At 67.6% G+C, this 20,288-nt stretch carries 13 protein-coding genes; 5 read left to right on the forward strand and 8 right to left on the reverse strand.

All coding sequences use genetic code 11. The features are described from left to right. Positions 1-579 precede the first annotated feature (579 nt). Both EV384_RS34815 and EV384_RS15105 read left to right on the forward strand, forming a co-directional pair. Complete coding sequence (locus tag EV384_RS34815; RefSeq protein WP_165439944.1) at positions 580-1,809, forward strand: glycosyltransferase family 4 protein; 1,230 nt, start codon at positions 580-582, stop codon at positions 1,807-1,809. A gap of 1 nt (position 1,810) precedes the next feature. Beyond that, positions 1,811-3,061: a hypothetical protein gene (locus EV384_RS15105; RefSeq protein ID WP_130333946.1), complete on the forward strand. Its 1,251-nt coding sequence runs from the start codon at positions 1,811-1,813 to the stop codon at positions 3,059-3,061. Between the two features lie 327 nt (positions 3,062-3,388). On the opposite strand, the gene wecB is transcribed toward EV384_RS15105, so the two are convergent. Beyond that, a complete protein-coding gene (gene wecB / locus EV384_RS15115) occupies positions 3,389-4,471 on the reverse strand; it encodes a non-hydrolyzing UDP-N-acetylglucosamine 2-epimerase (RefSeq protein ID WP_130340581.1) in 1,083 nt (360 codons plus the stop codon). A gap of 180 nt (positions 4,472-4,651) precedes the next feature. Here wecB and EV384_RS15120 point away from each other — a divergent pair, with 180 nt between their 5' ends. The 3 genes from EV384_RS15120 (at position 4,652) to EV384_RS15130 (ending at position 9,728) form a co-directional block, all read left to right on the forward strand. Beyond that, positions 4,652-6,820, forward strand: a complete 2,169-nt coding sequence (locus EV384_RS15120; RefSeq protein ID WP_130333948.1) for a bi-domain-containing oxidoreductase — start codon at positions 4,652-4,654, stop codon at positions 6,818-6,820. Positions 6,821-6,990: 170 nt separating this feature from the next. Then, positions 6,991-8,412 carry a phenylacetate--CoA ligase family protein gene (locus EV384_RS15125; RefSeq protein ID WP_130333950.1) on the forward strand — a complete coding sequence of 474 codons (1,422 nt, stop codon included), beginning with the start codon at positions 6,991-6,993 and terminating at the stop codon, positions 8,410-8,412. Between the two features lie 113 nt (positions 8,413-8,525). After that, positions 8,526-9,728, forward strand: coding sequence for a glycosyltransferase (locus tag EV384_RS15130; RefSeq protein WP_165439945.1), 1,203 nt, complete (start codon positions 8,526-8,528; stop codon positions 9,726-9,728). A 429-nt stretch (positions 9,729-10,157) separates the two neighbouring features. On the opposite strand, the gene EV384_RS15140 is transcribed toward EV384_RS15130, so the two are convergent. The 7 genes from EV384_RS15140 to EV384_RS15170 form a co-directional block, all read right to left on the reverse strand. After that, positions 10,158-10,760 carry a DUF1989 domain-containing protein gene (locus EV384_RS15140; protein WP_130333954.1) on the reverse strand — a complete coding sequence of 201 codons (603 nt, stop codon included), beginning with the start codon at positions 10,758-10,760 and terminating at the stop codon, positions 10,158-10,160. Next, positions 10,760-11,686, reverse strand: coding sequence for a guanitoxin biosynthesis heme-dependent pre-guanitoxin N-hydroxylase GntA (gene gntA, locus EV384_RS15145; protein ID WP_341273634.1), 927 nt, complete (start codon positions 11,684-11,686; stop codon positions 10,760-10,762). The genes EV384_RS15140 and gntA overlap by 1 nt, the downstream gene beginning before the upstream one ends. A 559-nt stretch (positions 11,687-12,245) precedes the next feature. Beyond that, the gene (locus EV384_RS15150; protein ID WP_165439946.1) at positions 12,246-14,021 is read right to left on the reverse strand and encodes an ABC transporter ATP-binding protein; all 1,776 of its coding nucleotides are present in this window, start codon (positions 14,019-14,021) and stop codon (positions 12,246-12,248) included. Then, positions 14,015-15,202, reverse strand: a complete 1,188-nt coding sequence (locus tag EV384_RS15155) for a glycosyltransferase family 4 protein (protein ID WP_130333960.1) — start codon at positions 15,200-15,202, stop codon at positions 14,015-14,017. The genes EV384_RS15150 and EV384_RS15155 overlap by 7 nt, the downstream gene beginning before the upstream one ends. After that, on the reverse strand, positions 15,199-16,947 hold the full coding sequence (locus tag EV384_RS15160; protein ID WP_165439947.1) for a heparinase II/III domain-containing protein: 1,749 nt from the start codon (positions 16,945-16,947) through the stop codon (positions 15,199-15,201). The genes EV384_RS15155 and EV384_RS15160 overlap by 4 nt, the downstream gene beginning before the upstream one ends. Before the next feature lie 438 nt (positions 16,948-17,385). Continuing rightward, positions 17,386-18,648, reverse strand: coding sequence for a nucleotide sugar dehydrogenase (locus tag EV384_RS15165; RefSeq protein ID WP_130333964.1), 1,263 nt, complete (start codon positions 18,646-18,648; stop codon positions 17,386-17,388). Between the two features lie 176 nt (positions 18,649-18,824). Further along, positions 18,825-19,493: a sugar transferase gene (locus tag EV384_RS15170; protein WP_207232331.1), complete on the reverse strand. Its 669-nt coding sequence runs from the start codon at positions 19,491-19,493 to the stop codon at positions 18,825-18,827. Between the last annotated feature and the right edge of the window lie 795 nt (positions 19,494-20,288).

Consider the following 20,288-nt stretch of genomic DNA (forward strand, 5'->3'; position numbering starts at 1 on the left):
TCAGCTGCATCTGCGCTCCCTGTGAGCTCTCTCGTGGCTACGTTCACCCGGCGGTGCGCCACGTTGGGCCTTCCGAACCGCGGGGGCCTGGCCGAACGTGGGCAATACATGCTTAGCCACCGCGATCAGGATAAGACGCTTGTTTCACGTTTTTCGGTTGAAAGTCCACCACGGAGACCGGCCGTGACGGTGGCTCCCGCGGTGCGAGCGGACCCCCGGCCGCCGGAACGCAATGGGCTGCACGTCTTCGCCGCGGCATCGCGTGGGATCCCGGGCTCCGATGCGTTGCGGCTCTTGCGCGCCGATTTCAAATTTCCTATGGGCAGGGCGGCCGCGTGTCCCAGTGCTGATTCGGTCGTTGACCGAGGTGCAGCCGTGGGGGGAGCCCGGCCCGGCTGCCTTTACGTCCGTAGACGCCGCGAGTCCTGTGCGACTCCCGGCCGCCGATGTCGCTGGCGGCCGAACCCCGCCCCGTCGCCACCGCGATGGGGCGTCTGTCGAGAGAGTGGTAGTTACGTGATTCTGGACCGCACACTGGGGGCGTCCCAGGGACGGGGGACGGCGCCGCAGCGGCGACGTGTGGCCCTCGTCACATCTGGTTTCCGTACTGGGGGCGGGGTACCCGCCGTCGCCCGGTGGCTGGCCGCCAACCTCGCGGCGACCGGTGCGTACGTGGTCGACATCCACGACCTGGCGACCTCCAGCCGTGATCCGTCGAGTCGCCGCCTGCTGGCCCCGACGTCCTGGACGCGGTCGAGCCTGTTGAGGCTGGACGTCGAGGACCCCGCGGTGCGCCACTGGGGCGCGAACGCCGTCGAGGTGGAGGCCATGCGCTACCGGCCCCGACGTGAGCTGACCGGCGCGCTGCGCGGCTACGACCTGGTCCAGGTGGTCTCCGGCTCACCGGCCTTGGCGGCCGCCGCGTTGCCCGCCGGAGTTCCGGTCGCGATGCAAGTGGCGAGTCCAGTCGGTTGGGAGCGCGCATCCCGCCTGGCCGCCTGGCCCATGCCGGTGCGCCGCTGGCGTCAGCTCATGACCAGCGTCACCACCCGGATCGAGCGAGTGGCGTTGCGTGCTGCCGACGCCGTGCTCGTCGAGAACGCCGCGATGCTGGATTACGTGATGTCACTTGGGCAGCGGCACGTGGTCAAGGCACCGCCGGGGGTGGACACCGACAGGTTCTCGCCGGCGCCGTCCGGCTGGCGTGGCGACGGCCACCTGCTGTCTGTGTGCCGGTTGGGCGAGCCACGCAAGGGCCTCGACCTGATGATCCGCGCCTACGCGCGCATGGTGGCGGCGGACGCCGCTGTCCCACCCCTGGTGCTCGCCGGCCGGGGCACTCCGGCGCCGATCATCCACGCCCTGGTGCGGCAACTCGGGCTGGAGTCCCGGGTCACCGTCCGTTCCGACGTCGCCCTCACCGAACTGGTCGAGTTGTACCGGACCGCCTCGGTCTTTCTCCAGACGTCCCATGAGGAGGGCCTGGGCATATCGGTGTTGGAGGCGATGGCGTGCGGCCTCCCGGTGGTATCGACCGACACCCACGGTGCCCGGGAGACGATCGTCGACGGGGTCACCGGCTGGCTCGTGCCGCTGGCCAAGCTCGACGACGTGCCGGATCTGTTCGCTGAGCGGGTCCTGGCCGTGCTGGCCGGGCAGGGGCGGGAGTTGGGCATCAACGGCCGGAGCCGGTGCGTGGCGCAGTTCTCCTCCCGGGCCGCCATCGATCGGTTCATCGCCGTCTACGACGGGCTGCTCGGGCCGTCGTCAACCACGCCGCTTCCGGCCGGGCACGGACGGCAGGACTGAGATGACCGAACCGGCCACGACGGCCACGGTGACCAAGTCCCAGTCAATGCTGCTCGCGCTGCTGCAGCGCTATCCAGTCACCACGCTGCTCCTGGCGCCCTATGCCGTTCTGATCGTTCCGATGGCAGTGATCAACCACAACCCCGAGACCGGGTTCATCCTGGGGCTGCTGGCGCTGGCGATGGCGGGTGCGACACTGGTGGAGACCGCGGCGCTGCTGATCTGGCGCCGGAAGACCTGGCGTCAGGAAACAATCTCCACCCGGACGGACCATCCGAAAATCTTTCTGATCGCCCGGCTGGTCGCGATCGGCAGCATGATCGCCGATGTCGCCGGGACGATGGCTGGGCGGGGCACCATCTTCACTCAGGTGTCCGGCACGGTCGCGGCGTCCCCCGTGGCCAGCGCCAGCGCGCTCGTGGCGGGCTGGAAGTACGTCGCGTTCGCGCTGCTCCTATCCAGTGTCCTGACCGGACGCGCCCGTCGCGGAGCCTTCTACCGCTGGACGCTGGCGCTCATCGGAGTGCAGGTCTGCCTGGTGTTCGTCACCGCGATATCGGCGCCGCTCATCGGCTACCTGACGTTCGTCTTCGCCGCGGGGTTGATACTTGGTGCCATCAGGTTTCGCTACGTCGTCGTGGCCGTGGCGGTGCTCTTCCTCGTTTGGCCGACGATCTTCAACGCTCGGAACGAGGTCCGGGTCGCGAACGGCATCGTTGTTTCCAACAACTCCGCCACCGACCGGCTGCGGTTCGATACCCAGCTCACCCGGGCCAGCGGCTTCGAGGTTCCCGTTGACGTCGGTCAGCCAGGAATTGCAGACTTTCCCCGGTACGGCTTCGTGCCGAGGATCGTGGACCGGGAGCGGCCACTCATCTCCACCGGAGCGAAGATCAATCAATATCTCGGTGGCAGCGCCACGTCCTCATTCAACTTCCTCACGCTGGGGACCGTGTATTTCCTCGACGGACCGGTCGGGGTCGTCATTTACTATGGGTTATGGGCACTTGTGGTCGCCAGCCTGCTTTGGGTGGGACGAGGACCGGGACCCGTCCGGCTCTGTCTATTGTGCCTGGTCATCGCCGGTCCCATGGTCTGGGTAAGTACCTACCCCGACACGGTGATCGGGCTGCTGCAGCACACCGTATCGGCATTCCCCGTGTTCTTGGCGATCATGCTGTCCAAACGCGAGAAGAAAACAGGGCGACATCCAGCACCCGCACTCGATCCGCACCTGGCACTTCGCGTCTGACATCGCCGACCGGATCCGAGATGCCAGTGGTGCCGGATCGCCAATCGCGATTGAGATTGATGATCGGCATGCCGTACGCCCGGGCCTCAGCGAGCGGATAGCCGAACGCCTCGACGGCCGAGGGGTAGAAGATCGCCGATGCGGTCAGCCATTCGTCGATGTCGAGTACGTCGACCGCCGCAGCCTCGGCCTGGACCTGCCAATTCTCGTTGAGACGGTGTTCGTCGTGCTGCGGCGCGAAGGAATCAGCGCGCCGGGCAGCGCACCGAGTTCCAGGGCACCTACCGTCGGTGCAGGTCGGGCCGCCGGACCGTGGGGATGGGCTGGCTACCTGAGTACACCCGCGATGATCTCCGCGATGCGCTCGCCGGCCTTGCCGTCCCACAACGGCGGGGTACGCCACGTAGCGGGCCGCCCCGCATCCAGCGTGGTTGCCACGGCCTCGGCAAGCGCCGCCCGGGTGACGAGGCGGTTGGTGCCGTGGGTGATCGTGACCGGGCGCTCGGTGTTGGGCCGCAGCGTCAGGCACGGCACCCCGAGCATTGTCGCCTCCTCCTGTACGCCGCCGGAGTCGGTGACGACGACCGCCGCGCCGCGTACCAGGCTGACGAACTCGATGTAGCCCAGCGGCTCGACCACGCGCAGCGCGCGATGCGAGTGCAGGCCCGCGTTCTCGAGGTGGTGCCGGCCGCGCGGGTGCAGCGGCAGGACGACCGGGAGCTGGTCGGCCACCGCGTGCATCGCCTTGACCAGGTCGATCACGCCGGCGGGATCGTCGACGTTGGCCGGCCGGTGCAGCGTCGCCACGATGTAGCGGTCGGGCAGCGAGAGCGCGGCGCGGATACCGGCGACGTCGAAGCGGTCGAGGTTGTCCAGGAGCGTGTCGATCATCGGGTTGCCGACGAAGTGGATCTTGTCTGCCGCGATCCCCTCGTTGCCGAGATGTGCCACGGCGTCGGCACTTGTCGCGAGCAGCAGGTCGGACAGGTGGTCGACGACGATGCGGTTGATCTCTTCGGGCATCGACCGGTCGAAGCTGCGCAGGCCGGCCTCGACGTGCGCGACGGGGATCCCCAGCTTTGTCGCGACGAGGGCGGCGGCGAGCGCGGAGTTGACGTCGCCATAGACGACCGTGAGCGCCGGGCGGGTCGCGGTCATCAGTTCGTCCAGGCCGGCCATGATGCCCGCGGTCTGGCACGCGTGGCTTCCCGATCCCACGCCGAGGTTGATGTCGGGCTCGGGCAGGCGCAGCTGGCGGAAGAAGACCGCCGACATCCGCTCGTCGTAGTGCTGTCCGGTGTGGACGAGCAGCTGCCGGAGACCGGGACGGTCGAGCGCCCGGATCACCGGCGCTGCCTTGGGGAAGTTCGGGCGCGCGCCCGCGACGTGCAGGACAACGGCGGCTGACATGTGTCTCCTCGTGGCACTCTGGGTTGACCAGCTGGGCAATGTACTAATAGTACAAGTTAATCCCTCCGATCCTTTTAATCCCTTACAATCGTGATTGACCGGTACGCCGGCGGCGCAGCGACCGCCCTGCTGCGCCGCCAGCCGCATACCCGACGTTCTCCACGAAGGCAGGCACGCCCAGTGAAGCAAGTTGTCCAGTCGGTATCCGGCGGCGAGTTGAAGGTCGCCGAGGTACCGCAGCCCGAGCCCGGCGCCACCGAGGTGCTCGTCGCCACGCGCAGGTCCCTGCTGTCAGCGGGCACCGAGCGCGCCGTGCGTGAGCTTGCCTCGGCGAGCCTGCTGCGCAAGGCCCGAGCGCGGCCGGATCTGGTCCGCCAGGTCGTGAGCAAGGCGCGGACCGAGGGCGTCCGCTCGACGCTCGCCGCCGTGCGCAACCGGCTCGACGAGGACATGCCGCTCGGGTACAGCGCCTCGGGTGTCGTCGTCGCCGCCGGTGCCGCGACCGATGGCATTCGGCCGGGGATGCGCGTGGCCACGGCATCGGCGGGGCACGCCGAATATCAGGCAGTGCCCGGTCTGCTCGCGGTGCCAGTCCCCGAGGCGGTATCGGACCAGGCTGCCGCCTTCGGCGCGGTCGCGGCCATCGCGCTGCAAGGACTGCGGCAGGCCGAGGTGGGTGTGGGCGGCTCCGTCGCGGTCCTTGGCCTCGGCCTCGTCGGGCAACTGACGGTACGCCTGGCGCTCGCCTCGGGTCTCAACGTCATCGGCATCGACCTACGTGACTGGACGGCGGAACTGGCCCGAAGGGCCGGCGCGGTCGGTCTGGTCGAGGCCGGCGCGCCGACCACGGAAGAGATTCTTGAGATCACCCGTGGCCGCGGCGTCGACGCGATCCTGATCGCGGCGGCAACGCGGTCGTCGGAGCCGGTCGCGCGGGCTACCGAGATCGCCCGCGATCGCGGCCGGCTGGTCGTCGTCGGTGACGTAGGGCTGGAGCTCGACCGCAGGAAGTTCTACGAGCGGGAACTGGATCTTCGGTTCGCGCGCAGCTACGGCCCCGGCCGCTACGACCGCACCTACGAGGAATGGGGCGTCGACTATCCGATCGGCCACGTGCGTTGGACGGCACGGCGCAACATCGAGGCGTACCTCGACCTGGTGGCCAGTGGCAGGGTCACGGTCGATGACCTGGTCACGCATGTCTTTCCGGTGGAGCAGGCCACGGCGGCATACGACGTGCTGGACTCCGACCCACGCTCGCTCGCGGTGCAGCTCAGCTATGCGGCCCCGGCGCAGCCGTCCCGCAACGCGATCACGATCCGGCCGCGCCGCAGCTCGCCGCGGCTGCGGGCGGGGCTGATCGGCGCCGGGAACTACGCCAAGGCGACGTTCCTGCCCGCGCTCAAAGCGGCCGGCTGGGCGGACGATCTCGTCGCCGTCACCTCCGCCAAGGGCCTGTCAGCGCAACACCTCGCGCAGCGCAACGACATCGCCGTCGTGGTACCGACCGTCGAGGACCTGCTTGCCCGCGATGACATCGACGTGGTGTTCATCCTCAGCCGCCACGACTCTCACGCCCGCCTGGCGGTGCAGGCGCTCGACGCCGGCAAGCACGTGTTCGTCGAGAAGCCACTCGCGTTGAGCCAGGGCGAGCTCGACGAGCTCACGGCCGCCTATGACCGCAACTCGGGCCACCTGTTCGCCGGCTTCAACCGCCGGCACGCGCCCATGGTGGTACGCGCGAGGGAGGCCCTGGCGACCGGATCCGGGCCGCTGACCGTCGCCTACCGGATCAACGCCGGGTCGCTACCCCACTCGCACTGGTACTACGACCGGCGCCAGGGCGGCCGCGTCTGCGGCGAGGTGTGCCACTTCATCGATCTCGCGTCATGGCTGGTTGGCGAGCAGCCGAGCGTCGTTCACGCACACGGCAGCGGGCGCGGCGAAACGGCGCTGGAAGAGGACGTGAGCGTGCTGCTCGGGTACGCCGACGGGTCCACGGCGACGATCACGTATTGCACGCGCGGGCACCGGCGTACCCCCAAGGAACGCGTGGAGGTCCTCGGCCGCGGACACACGGTGGTGATCGACGACTTCCGGCGCCTGGAGATCGACGGCTCGGAGGTGAAGCGGGTACCCGCGGGCAAGGGACACCATGACCTGCTCGCCCACCTGCGCTCGGCGATCTCAGGGGGCGCGCCCGATAGACCGGGCCTCGAAGCATCGTTCGGTACGACGAAGGCCGCGCTGTCGGTGGTCGCCGCCTTGGCCGGCATCCAGGTGAACCCGTCGCGCCTGCTGACGCAGGTGGACCCGGCGACCGCCGTGGACGCCGGGTTCAGCTCATGAACGCGCAAGCGCGGCTGACTCAAGCTGCGCGAGGACAGGCGGGTTCGGCGGAAGTGGATGACCGCCAAGCCTGCACACGAATGCAACTGTTTGCGTGGCACAAAGGCGAGCTGTGCAGGAGTGGATCTCAGCTCACCTGCACGACTTAGTCGAACCAACAAGGATGTGTTGTGATTAATCGGGAGGACGTCTACTTCCGGCTTCCGGCAATGGCCCAGAACATGCTGATGTCAGTTGCTGGCGTGGGAGTGAATAGAAAGAGGTACGGAGCGCTCTTCCATCGGCGCCTTGCCGAGTACGAGGATCGAGATATGTGGGATCCGGAGCGGATATCAATATTCCGCAAAACGAGGCGAGCTGCTGTCCTGGAATATGCATCCCGTACTCCATACTATAAAAGTGTTTTCGAAAGGATGGGCGCAACATGGCGCGACCTGGTCGACGACAGCGCCTTCATTGAAATACCCTTGACGCACAAAAGCGATGTGCGTGACCGTCCGAACGATTTCCTTGCTCGACCGCGGGCGAAGGGCGATAGCATCGTCCGGACTTCCGGCACAACAGGAACATCTCTGGCTATATGTAAGGATGTCAACGCGATCGCGGAGATGTGGGCCGTTTGGTGGCGCTACAGGCATCGGCATGGGATCACGAGAGGCACGTGGTGCGCCTTCTTTAGTGGAAAGCGCGTTATCGGAGCGAGCCAGGGCGTGCCGTACTGGAGAACGAATTACCCAGGCCGTGAAGTGCGTTTCAGTGGGCACCATATATCGCCAGCCACCGTGAAATGTTACGTTGACAAGCTCAATCGCTCGCGTTTGCCGTGGATTCACGGGTTTCCGTCAGTTATTGCGAATTTGGCAAGATGCATGCTTGAGAGAGGCGTAGGTCTTGACTACCAGCCTCTCGTCCTCACCCTTGGCGGCGAGAATCTAACGCCTTGGCAGTTGAAGAGCATCCAAGGTGCATTCGGTGTGACGCCAGTCCAACATTACGGTCTCGCCGAACAGGTCGCGAATATCTCTGAATGTGTCGAAGGTCGGCTGCATGTCGATGAAGACTTCGCCGAGGTTGAGCTGATCAATCAGGGTGGTGGGTTGTCTCAGATTGTTGGGACGCCGTACGGCAACGGGGCTACTGTGTTGCTGCGATACGCTACTGGCGATCTTGCGGTCGCTGCCAAGGATCACTGCACTTGCGGGCGTGCGGGACGGGTTGTCGCGTCTATAGACGGCCGAGAGGCTGACCTCATTGTCCTTCCCGATGGTCGGTTTACCGCGCCAGGTGCCGCGTTCTCACCTGCCCTCGGGCTGGCGGAGGCGCAGGTTATTCAGCACGAGAACGGAAGCCTGACCGTGAGATACGTACCGTCTGTTGGATGGTCGGCAAGCTCTCTGGAAGCGATGGACCATTCATTACGTAAGTATGTCGGGCAGGCGCTGGAGGTCAACTACGTCCGAGTTGACGAAGTGCAACGGACACCGACTGGGAAGGTCCGCTTTGCGATTTCAGAGATGCGCGGCAACGATCGGACCAATCAGGTGAGCCTATCCCTGGAGGAACGGGGCCGTGTTGTCTCCTCACAGTTGTGACCGTTTTTCCAGGCTCCGGGCACGGACCTGGACCGCCCAAGCCCGTCGTGATCTGAGCGGAGGCCCGGATGCCAGAGCCTGACCGGACTGGGGCGTTTCGCGTAGGCGTGTTCGTGGGCTACTTCGTGCCCGCGTACCGCGCCGGCGGACCCATCCGCAGCGTTTCGGCGATCACTGCCGCTCGTGACTCGGATATCACGTATGCGGTCTTCACGCGCGACAGGGACGCCGGTGACGCAGAACCGTTCCCCGTCGCGCGACCGGGGGAGGTCGTCGAGTTCCGGCACCGGCACGTGATGTATGTCGATACCAGCAGACGCTTGGCGTATCTTCGCGCGATGCGCCGTTTCGTACGGCTGGACCATGACGTGTACTACTTCAACAGTCTGTGGAACCGGGAGTTCACCCTGGTTCCGCTAACGCTCATGTGCCTTGGCCTGATCGCGCGCCGGCCGGTGCTGCTCGCGCCAAGGGGCGAATTGCTGTCCGGCGCGCTCGCGCTCAAGACGCGGCGCAAACGGGTGGGGCTCCTCGCCTTGCGGTTCCTGCTGGCCAGGCTCGGGGCGACCATCCATTGCACCTCGACCGATGAGATGGACAGCATCAGAAGGTGGCTGCCCGGCCGGCCGGTCGAGCTGGTTTCCGTCGCGTTCGAACCCGAGGAGTGCGTCGACGCCAAACAGCCCGGCGAAACTGCGGCGCCATCCGGTGCGCTGCGTGTCTGCTTTTTCTCGCGCATTGGTCCAAAGAAGAACCTCGCGGGCGCGATAGCCGCCGTGGGTAGGGTGGCCGAGCCCGTACACCTGCGCGTGATCGGCCCTGTATCGGATCAGGCGTACTACCACCACTGCCAGGAGTTGGTCGCGCGGCTGCCACGGCACGTCCGCGTGGAGTTCGTGGGTCCGGTACGGCATGAGGACGTGGCCGAGGCGCTCTCCTGGGCGCAGGTGTTCTTCCTTCCGACCGGCGGGGAGAATTTCGGCCACGCGATCCGGGAGGCCATGGCCGTGGGGTTGTGTCCGGTGATCTCCGACGCGACGCCGTGGACCGATCTCGCGCGCCAGGCCGGCGGCGTCGCCCTGTCCTGGTCCGACACGGACGGGTTCGCAGAGTACCTGTCGCTTCTCGCGCGCATGTCGCCGCAAGAGCTGCGCGCGTTGCGGACCAGGGTGCTCGATGCGTACCAAGCCTGGCTGGGCAGCCAGGTTTCCAGCGTGGCGCTCATGGATGAGCTGTTCGCGCGCCTTGCGGGTAGGGCGGTCGGGCCGGTGGTGGCGGAGGGCGGTATTGGCGATCGGCAGGCGGAGCACGCATGACAGACCCGCGGCCGAGACCCGCAGCGGTCCGCTGGTTGACGGCCAGCCAGGCGGGCGCCTGTCGCTGGTGGACGCCTCGTCGTCGGTGCCGTGATGACCGCCGGCTGCGCGCGAGCTGGCCCTTCCCCTGTTGGCGCGCGGGGCCATCCCGTTCGAGTTTTGCGGGCAGCGCGGCGACAGCCCGCAGTTCATCCCGGTCCTGGCCGCCATCCGCCCCCGCTTGACCACCGGCCGCCCGAGGACCCGACCGGACCGGGGTCCTCGCCGACAAGCCGTACACCTCGAAGGACAACAGGGCCTACCTGCGCCGACGCGGCATCGCCGCGACGATCCCGAGAAACCGACCATCGCGGAAGTTCGCCCGGTCCAGGGTCCCTACAGAGGGTCTTCGGCCCAGCAGCGGCGTACTTGCCGTCCACCGCCGTTCATCTAATGGTCCACTGTGAAATCTATAGGCTTCAGGGTTCCGTTGTTGGAGTTCTCGGCCGAGCATGCCGTCAGTGCCACAATGAGATCGGACTCGGCGCGCAGAAGGATGTGATCCCCCGGTCGACTCATCGGGGGCCCGAGCAGCATTTTCCCAGTACTGCAGTCGTAGACCACATTCATGAAGATGTTGAAGCTTACGCCGATGTGGTCAACGGCCACCTCGTACGGAGCCAAGGCATCAGCGATGTTCTGTTCGCAGCTCGGGTGATAGCCCTCATGGTCGGGGTAGAGGAGGTCGAAGGTCTGCTGAGAGCAGGGAGTGAGGGTGAAGTCGTGCCTGCCCACAGTGTCTTCGATGATCCGTAGCATTGGTTGGCTGCGATTGCTGTAGAGCATGTCACCGGTGGTCAGCCATAGCTTCCCGGCGTAGTCCAGGCTGCGGCCGGACGAGAGATGCTCCGCTCGATCATCGGCCGATACGGCGTACAGGTCGCTGACCTGTTCTCCGTTCGGATCGATGACACGGAGATATGCCCCGGCCGGTAGCTCAAACGCTGTGCCGGTCTGGGGGGCGAGACGCTGGGTGGTGGTGGTATCCGTCATCAGTCTGCTCCATTGGGATAAGAGGCGCCGACGGTGCTCGTGGCGGGCGCAGCGAAGGGACATTGCCAGTCGGCTTCGACCTCACGCCCCGCGTACTGTCGCGCTTCAGAAGCCTCGCCGAACTGCATGAGCATGGGATTGGGGCGGCCCTGCAGACGTCCGTCCTTGGCACGAATAGTCCGGCTGACCCGATCCATCTGCCCCCGTTGTCGCAGGGCGTCGAACTGTGCGTGTAGGTTGAAGACCAGCGTGAGGACTGGAGCGGTCCGCGCGATGCGGGATGCCTTTGGATGCATGCCGACCACAAAGAATGCCTGACCGGAGACGCTGAAGGAAAACCGCGGGTCGTCCGGATCCATCGACACGGCTGGATCCCAGGGCCACTTCCGCGTGTCCTCCTCGTGAACGAAACTCAAGTGACGCCACAGCAAGCGTTCGAAGTCGCCCTCATCGTCGACCATCGGATGTTCATACATCGAGATGAACGTTGCAAAAGGTTCCTGAGGCGTGCGACGGATCGCGTAGCTCTGCACGAACCACTCGAGATCCCTGGTAAGGCAACGGGCCGATTCTTTTGCCCCCAGCTCGTCGTAGACAGCAAAGGCGTAGTTGTCGGCGCGCATCACTGATGCCCCCATCAGGCAAGGGTACGCACTGCTCAGGACCGCGGCTCGAAACTTGTCATGGAGCAGTCGGGTGCGTGGGTGGGCGGGGCGGCCGTCGATGACCCTGCACAACCGGCGCCCTTGGACGGTGAACACGCCGTGAGCCGCAGGTACCGCATCCGTAGGTGGAATCTCTGCCTCCACCCACCCGGCGCGCGGCCCCGCTATCGCCGTGCGCTGCGTCGGCGCCTCCACGCTGACCTCCGTCCCAGCCGCGCCGGAACCCCCAGCAGCCTGCCCTGTCAGCTCGGGGCGGGTCACCGTCCCATCACCCCGGCGCCCGACAATCCGGTTGCCACCTTGGCCTCGCCGATCGCCAAAAGATTGGCCAGGGGGAGGAACTTGTCGCGCGCCGTCACGACCTACCGTTCCAGGTGGCCGTCAGTGTGCCGCTTGGCGAGCCTGTCTCGGAAAGGTCGGTCGCCAACGCATTCGGGAGGGCGCTGTCTGACCAAAGATCACCGCCGCCATTGATATTCCCAACTGCTCCGAACCAGTCCATCTTGCACACAGGCGCTCCCGTTGAATCTGATCATGAACGTTTCTGGGATTCATAGCTATGAGAACTCGGCCAGGCCCATCCTAGAGAGTGCCGGCGGGCCGCAAGGCTGACTGACAGAAATTGCGCGGACGGATATTGCTGCGGCAAGCGAAGGCGTTGGCCGGCCGCCAGGACGATCGCCGCGAACGCGGTTCCGGGACGATTCGGCAGTCAACCCCCGGGCGGGCGTGACGCCCAGCGCACAGTGGCGTGACCTGGCCATCCGCTACGCCAAACGCGCACCCCGCTGCCGGGTCAGCCTCGTCCTGATCGCCGCCGTCATCTGGCCGGTTGGCCCACCGGTTGCGCGTCGGGGCCTCGGCGGTTGGTGACGTGTCCCCGGTCGAGGACCACGCGGGTGTCGCACCGCTGGACCGTGCTCAACCGGTGCGCGATGACCAATACGGTGATCTTGCCGTACAGCTTCTCGATGGTCTCGACGATCTGCTTCTCCGTCTCGGTGTCGAGCGCGGCCGTGGCCTCATCGAGGACCAGCACGTCCGGGTGCAGGTACAAGGCCCGCGCGATCCCGATGCGTTGCCGCTGCCCGCCCGAGAGCCGGACACCGTGCTCGCCGAGCATGCTGTCGAAGCCGTCGGGCATCGCGAGTACGGTGTCGAGCAGTTGCGCCTGCGCGATGGCGCGCTCGACGGCAACGTCGTCGATCTCGTCGTCGTCGAGCCCGAGCGCGACGTTGCGGCGTACCGTGTCATCGATGATCACCGTGTCCTGCGGGACGTACCCGATCCGGGCGCGCCAGCCGTGCACCAGCTCGGGGGTGATTCTCACGCCGTCGATGTAGATGCCGCCACAGGTGGGTTGGAGCAGTCCCAGCAGGACATCCACCAGGGTCGTCTTCCCCGATCCGGACGGGCCGACGATGCCGACGGACTCGCCGATCCCGACGGTGAGATTGATCGAGTCGAGCGCAGGGGTGGGTGCGGCCGGGTACCGGTAGGTCAGGTCGCGAAACTCGATGCACCGCTCGAAGGTGACCGGCTGCGGGTCGTCGTGCTCCGCCGATCTCTTGATGTCGTTGCCCGCCGCGGCGAGATCCTTCTCCACCTGTTCGAGGCTTCCCACGCCCACGCGAACCAGGTTGGCCATCGCGAGGACGCGTTGCACCGACGGCAGGAGCCGCATCGACCCGGCGAGGATGACCCCGACCGACGCGAGTACGTCGGCGTCGCCCAGGATCGCCGTGCCGGCGGCCGCCGCCATGACGAGCAGCACCACGGACTCCAGGTAATACCGCGACAGGTTGGAGATGAAGAACAGCCCGCGAAGCGCATAGGTGTGCTCGCTGCGTGCCGTCTCGAACCGCCGCACCACGGCGCCGCGCCGGCCCAGGGTGGTCAGCACCTTCACCGCCCGCAGGCCCTCCTGGATGATGCGCTGATCACGCGACATCAGCCGCTCGTCGTCGACCCCCATGCGCCGCGCCCACCTGCGGACCAGGAACAGGTACGTCCCCATCGCGCCGCCGAGCGCGCCGATCGACACGAGCGCCGTCACCGGTTCCATGACCAGCAGCGCCATGGCCAGGCCGAGGATCAGGGACGCGTCGATGATGATCGTGGTGCCGGGAAGCAGGACGCGCGATGTCAGGTAGCGGACCGACATGATGACGGTGCGCATCAGGTCGGCCGAGTGGCGTTGCAGGTGGAACTCGTAGCTGGTGCCCATGAACGTGCGGAAGAGCCTGGCCGACAGGGTCGCCTCGGCGCGGGCCAGCAGCCCGGCCTGCCACCACGCGAGCGCGCAAGCCGCGATACCGCGCGAGACGAGCAGCGTGACGGCGACGCCGCCCACCGTCGCCACGAAGTCGGTGAGTCCGTGCGGGTGCGCGACGCGGCGGGCCAGCCCCACCAGGGTGTCCGGTCCGGCCTCGTGCAGGAGCTGCGGTGCCGCGAGCACCTGCACGACCGCGGCCAGCGCCAGGAAGCCGGCCAGTTCGAGCAGGGTCACCGCGAGCGCGACCGGAATGCCCAGGACCAGCCCGCGCCGGGTACCTGGGTCGAGCAACCCGGCGGCGCGCCAGACGATGCTCAGCACGACGCCCCCCCTGCGCGCTGGACCAGTGGGGCGAGGAGTTGCCCGAGGGCGCGGGACATCGCCGTACGCGACTGGTTTTCCCGTATCCACCGCCGGCCGGCCGCGCCCATCTTCGTCAACTCCTCGCTGCTCGCCTGGTACATCTGGCTGAGACCGTGGGCAAGGTTGCCCGGGGCGGTCAGGTACCCGGCGCCGGCCCCCATGACGAGGTCGCCGACCGTGCCCGGGCTGTTGGTGACGATCGGCAATCCGGCGGCCAGGTAGTCGAACACCTTGTTGGGGCTGACCCCGGCGCGGAACAGTTCGACGTCGGCGAGTACGTGCAGGCCGATGTCTGCCGCGTGGAGAATGTCGGGGATCTCGGTCTTCGGTACCGGGTCGAGGAAGCGCACGTTGCGGATGCCGTGTGCCGCCACCTGCAGGCGCGGCTTCTCCACACCCGACCCCACCAGCACGACGTCGAGGTCAGGTACCGCCTTGGCCGCGTCCAAGAGCAGGTCGAGCCCGTTGGCCGGGCCGTGCGCTCCCGCGTAGATGGCGGTGCGGCGGGTGAATCCGTACCGCCGCCGCAGCTCGTCGCGATCGGCGCTGGGCACGAAGTCCTCCGGGTCGGCCGCGTTGGGGATGAAGGCGATCTTCTCCGGCGCGGCGCCCTTGCCCTCGACCGCCGCCCGTACGCCCGGTGCCATGATGACCACGCGGTCGGCGTGCCGGTACAGGAACCGCTCCACGCGCTCCAGCGCACGGTACGTCAGTGATGTTTCCGCAAGCCGTCCCATGTCGACGAGCACGCGCGGCCACAGGTCCCGGATCTCCAGGACGAACGGCACGCGCCGGACCGCCGCCACGATCCAGCCGGACAGGCCGGCCAGCAGGTGCGGCGAGGACGCGTACACGACATCGAGGCGGGGTTGCAGCAGGCCGGCCGCCGTGGCCGTTACCGCGTAGCTGGCCCAGTTGACCACCCGGCCCAGACCGTTGCCCCGGTACGGCGTCACGGCGACCGGACGGAATCCTGGCTCCGCTCGCTGCGGCAGCCCGGTTACCATGTTGCGGCGGCCCGCGATGATCACGTATGACCACCCGGGTAGCCGGCTGAACAGCTCGACATGCCGGGTACCGCCCGGATAGCCCGGAGGCACGGCGAAGTGGTTGAAGACGAGGACCGTGTGTTGCGTCATTGCGGCGCTCTCACGTGATGGACTTCTCCCGATGCGATGTGGGTGACGACGAGGCATGCGCCGGCGCTATCCCAATTCACCTCGAACCGGAGACCGTCGAGCGCGGTCGGTTCGGTCAGCGATCCGGGTACCGTCCCGAGCCCCCAGACCGCGGTGTCGGCCCGGCTCTCGGCCGTGATCCACGTCGCCGGCTCCCAGTGCCCGTAGGTGCGGCTGTGCCAGCCCGCGAACGGCGTCTTCCGCCCGCGCACCGCCGTATGCCCGTCCAGCCCGAACAATTCGAGAGTGCTCTCGCCGGCGATGAGGGTGTTGTTCTCCACCGTGACGTCCGGATGCAACGGGATGGTCAGCGACCAGCACTTGGCGGTACCCGGCGGGTCGGCGAACTCGACGATCGCCACGTAATCAGTGGCCACGACGACGGCGCGGCCGACGCGCACCGGTCGCTGGCCGCGCGCGTACGCGTCGTGCCAGCCGAACACGATAGTGCGGTCCGGCAGCACGAGCGGCGGCCCCAGGTACCCACGGCCGGTGTTGAGCCAGCGGAACGCGCGATGCGGTACGAGTTGGTCGCGCCCGTCCGGCCGGCGCACCGGGTGGGCGGCGGAGGTACGCAGCCCGTTCCGTATCTCCAGCGGGCCGTTGTACGCACCCGTGCCGGGATCGGCGATCAACCACGTGCCGCCGTGCTTGATCCAAACCGAGGTCAGGTCGGCGTGCCCGTGCGAGGGGCCACTGTCGACTTTGAACCACACGCGCCACGGCCCGCGCTCGACGCGTGCGATGCCACCGGAGGTCGTCGCCTCCGGCCGGGTGTAGGTGATCGGCGCGGCCGCCCCAGGCGCGGTCTCCTCCGGCGGTACGGGCGCGTACCACGCCAGTTCGTCGAAGTCGGCGTACCACCGCGGTGGCACCCGCTCGCCGCACAGCATCAGGCCGAGCGCGACCGATCCGGCCACGTCGAGCGGGTCGCCGGATGACGCGAGCACGCGTCCCTCGTCCCAGTCGCCGTACTGCGGCACGTCGCCGTCGAACACGCCAAGCCGAGCCAGGTGCAGGCTGGCCGCATGAAGGTCACGTTGCACGTCGGCCGGCGCGCCGCCAAGCATCACCCGCACGATGAGCATCTCGAGGACGAAGCGGTGGTACGACAGCGAATCCTCGATCATCCGGCCGTCGGGCGCGAAGTGCCGGCGCTGCTGGGCCGCGAACATCTTCTCGCCGGTGCGTGCCCACCACGTCGCGCGCCGCTCGGTGGGAAACATGCGCGACAGCACGATCAACCCGAGCGCGTCGCCGAGCAGGTGGTTGTTACGCATGCTGCTTAACGTGTAAGGCAGCTCGACCATCAGGTGCCGGGCGCTGGCCAGCAGCAGCCGCTCCATGGCGGTCACCACGTCGCGGGGGAGCCGCTCGCCGGCCAGCACCAGGATCTGGTTCCAGGCGATCGCGCGCAGGGCAAGTTCGAGGCTCGAGTACCAGTTCACGCCCTGCTCCGGCGGTGACTGCTCGCACCAGGACCGCAGCAGGCAGGCGAGCCTGTCCAGCCACGGTCCGGCGGGGTCGAGGCGGGCCGCGCGCGCCAGGACGACCAGGTCACGGTGGCGTGCCGCCTCCCAGACGTGCTTGACGTCCGACAGCCGCGCCTCGGAACGGATGTCGATCCGCCACCACGGCTCGCGCGCCGGCCATGGCCGCTCCGTCAGCGGGTCGGTGCACCACGGCTCCGATACGCCGGTCGCCACCCGGCGCCCGAAGACGCGTAGCCCCTGTCGCAGCACACGCCGGGCGTCGTCGAGGCACCGTTGCCCCACCTCGTCGCCGGTGGGCAGCGTGTTGGTCAGCGGCACCGGCGTGGCCGGGTGGCGCCAGTGCGCCCCGCCGCGAAACAGGACGGCGTGGAATCCGCCGCGCTTCGACATCTCGTACGCCGCGCGCAGCGGTGCCGACAGGCCCAGGGCGCGAGTGTCCGCGGCGATGGTGCGCAGACTGGTGTTTCCCATCGACTTTCCCCCCGTACGGCGACCGTCGCGATCGCCCGGTGTCTTCGGCCGCTTCTGTCCGATCTATACCACATCTGGGCGTAAGGTAATTATTTGTCCGCCTGGCGCGGCGTGCCGGTCACTGACGGCCACTAGCGTGGCTGGTTTGGCGGTCCAAGTCCGGGCGTCGGTGCGCCGCGATCAGAGCCGCTCGACGTTGTCGCCTCGGCAGCGATCGCGGGCGTCGAAGACGTAGCGCGCGCAGCGCACGACCAGCTCGTAGTCGAGGCTGTCGTGGTCGGTGACCACCACCGTCGCATCCGCCGCCCGCAGTTCGCGTTCGGTGAGGTCCACCACCTCGACGCCGTCGGGGATGTGGTGCGGCTCGGCGTACGGCTCGACGGCGCGTACCCGGGCGCCGAGCAGCTGGAGCCGGCGGGTGATCTCGATGGCCGGGGAGTCGCGCATGTCGCCGGTGTTCTTCTTGTACGCCAGACCGAGTATCAGCAGCTGGGACCCGTTGACGGGCCGGCCGTGCCGGTTGAGCCCAGTCATGATCCGCTGTACCACGTGCTCGGGCATTTCGTGGTTGATGTCGTTGGCCAGTTCCACGAACCGGAACTGCCGGCCGAGGGTCCGTTTCACCTGCCAGGACAGGTAGCAGGGGTCGATCGGCAGGCAGTGCCCGCCGACGCCCGGGCCCGGCCGAAACGACATGAAGCCGAACGGCTTGGTCGCTGCGGCGTCGATCGCCTGCCACACGTCTACGCCGAGTTCGTGCGACAGCACCGCCAGTTCGTTGATCAGGGCGATGTTGACCTGCCGGAAGGTATTTTCGATCAGCTTGGCGAGTTCCGCCACCCGGGTCGAGTCGACCGGGACGGTCCGCTGGACGATCCGCTGGTAGAACCCGTCCACCCGGCGCAAGGCCGCGGCGTCCATCCCGGACACCACCTTCGGGGTGTTTTCCAGCCGCCACCTCGGATTGCCCGGATCGATGCGTTCCGGGCTGTATCCCAGGTGGAACTCGCCCGGGCTCTGCAGCCCGCTGGCCGTCTCCAGCAGCGGACGGAGCAGTTCCTCGGTGGTGCCCGGGTAGGTGGTTGACTCCAGGATCACCGTGCACCCGCGGCTGAGGTGCGGGCCGAGACTGACACCGGCCTGCTCGATGTAACTGACATCGGGGGTTCCGTCGCGGAGCGGTGTGGGGACGGTGATGACGCAGACGTCGAAGCCGGCGGCGTCCGCGTACTCGGTGGTGGGGTGGTAGCGACCCGTGCCCAAGGCCCGGCCGAGCCGGTCGGCGGGGATGTCCTCGACGAACGATTCGCCCGAGGTGAGCCGCTTGACGCGACTCTCGTCGAGGTCGATGCCGACTACATCGAACCCGGCCTCCACCCCTCTCATGGCCAGCGGGAGACCGACGTACCCCTGGCCGATGACGACCAGCTTCTCAACCCCCATATGTGCCCTCCAACTAGCGCTCTCCTGCATAAACAGGGAGCTTACGCCCGTCAGTGTATAGAATCCCAACAATCGGAAGAAATAGGATGTTCTGCGTGAAGGGGCAGGGGAGTGTGGCAGGCGTCGGCCCGCTCCATCACGCGCCGGGCCAGGACGACGGTCCGAGCCCCGAGGGCTCAGGTTCTCCAGCTCGCGTCGCGTGAGGTGCCGCCACGGCTGGCGTCCGCCAGCGACCGTGCGGTGCCGAGGAACTCGGGGGCGGTTGCGTGGCCGTCAGCCGTGATGCCGTCGCGCCGCGCGACCTTGACCACCGTCTCCAACAGGATGCGCAGATCGAGCCAGAGACACCGCCCGTCGACGTACCGCACGTCGTAGGCGAACTTCTCCTCCCAGCTCAGCGCGTTGCGACCGCGGACCTGGGCCAGTCCGGTCACGCCAGGACGCACCTCGTGGCGGCGCGCCTGCTTCGGGGTGTACCGGTCGAGGTACTGCACCAGGAGGGGGCGCGGTCCTACCAGACTCATGTCGCCCCGCAGCACATTCCACAGCGTCGGCAGCTCGTCCAAACTGGTCAGGCGCAGCCACCTGCCGAAGCGGGTCAGTCGTTCGCCGTCACTGACCCGACCTCGACCTGGCGGGTGCATCGTCCGGAACTTCCGCAGCTCGAACAATGCGCCGTAGCGTCCCGGCCTGCTCTGCCGGAAGAGCACAGGGCGGCCCATCGCCAGCGCAACCGCGACGCTCACGCCCAGCAGGACCGGTGACAGGACCAGCAGCGCGAGACTGGCGATGAAGATGTCGAGTGCCCGCTTGAGCCGGTCGTACGGATGCCGTTCAGTGGCCACGATGGTGCTCCCCACAATTCAGTCGTCGCGTCAGCCATGTGATCCGCTGGCGTCCGGGCATGGCTTCGCGCGGCAGCCGGGCGGAGCCCGACTTCCGAAATGCCGTCCGCGTTGCCCCGGCGACCCCGTAGTCACCGTGAGGCGCGCCGCGCCGGACGGAAGCTCGTCGCAACCTGCCAATGCAACGCATCCGTGGTCGGCCCGGGGGCCGGACCGATATGTCTGATTGACGGCGCTAGTGTGACCGTATCTGGTTATCCGGGCGAATGCTGTCAAAACCACCAAGTCGTACTAATCCGGCGATCGCGTCGAAGCGTTGCCGGCGGCACGCTCGACATCGGCGTGTTCGGACCGACGGGGGCGCCGTGGCGGGCCCGTTCCCGGCGTCGGTGGGCCGCGGGGAGTCTTGGTCAAGCCGGTGCGGACGGCAGGTGCCGGCGGTACCCGGGGAAGAAGCCGGATCTGGATGCCAACCAGCGAGCCGACGCCGCCCCTGCGTGTGGTGCGCGTCGCCAGGTGGGCGTACGTCTGCTCGTCGAACACCCTGCTGCCGACCGATTGAGGCACCAGGCCGTCGAGGCGAAGGCTCGCTTGTAGGCCAAGATGCCGTCGCCGGCCGCATATCCACCGCCGAGTACGGAGTGCCTCGTCCCGTGCTCCCGTCCCCACCGGATGACCTCGAACTTCACCAGGCCGTTGGGGCGCAGGTCGAAGGCGGATCGCGCGGTCCCGCCCAGGTACGAGTACCCGCGTCGGCGGAGATGAGAACGAGTTCGGTCGAGACCAGGGGCTGGT

The organism is Micromonospora kangleipakensis (assembly GCF_004217615.1).
In the GTDB taxonomy this organism is placed as follows: domain Bacteria; phylum Actinomycetota; class Actinomycetes; order Mycobacteriales; family Micromonosporaceae; genus Micromonospora; species Micromonospora kangleipakensis.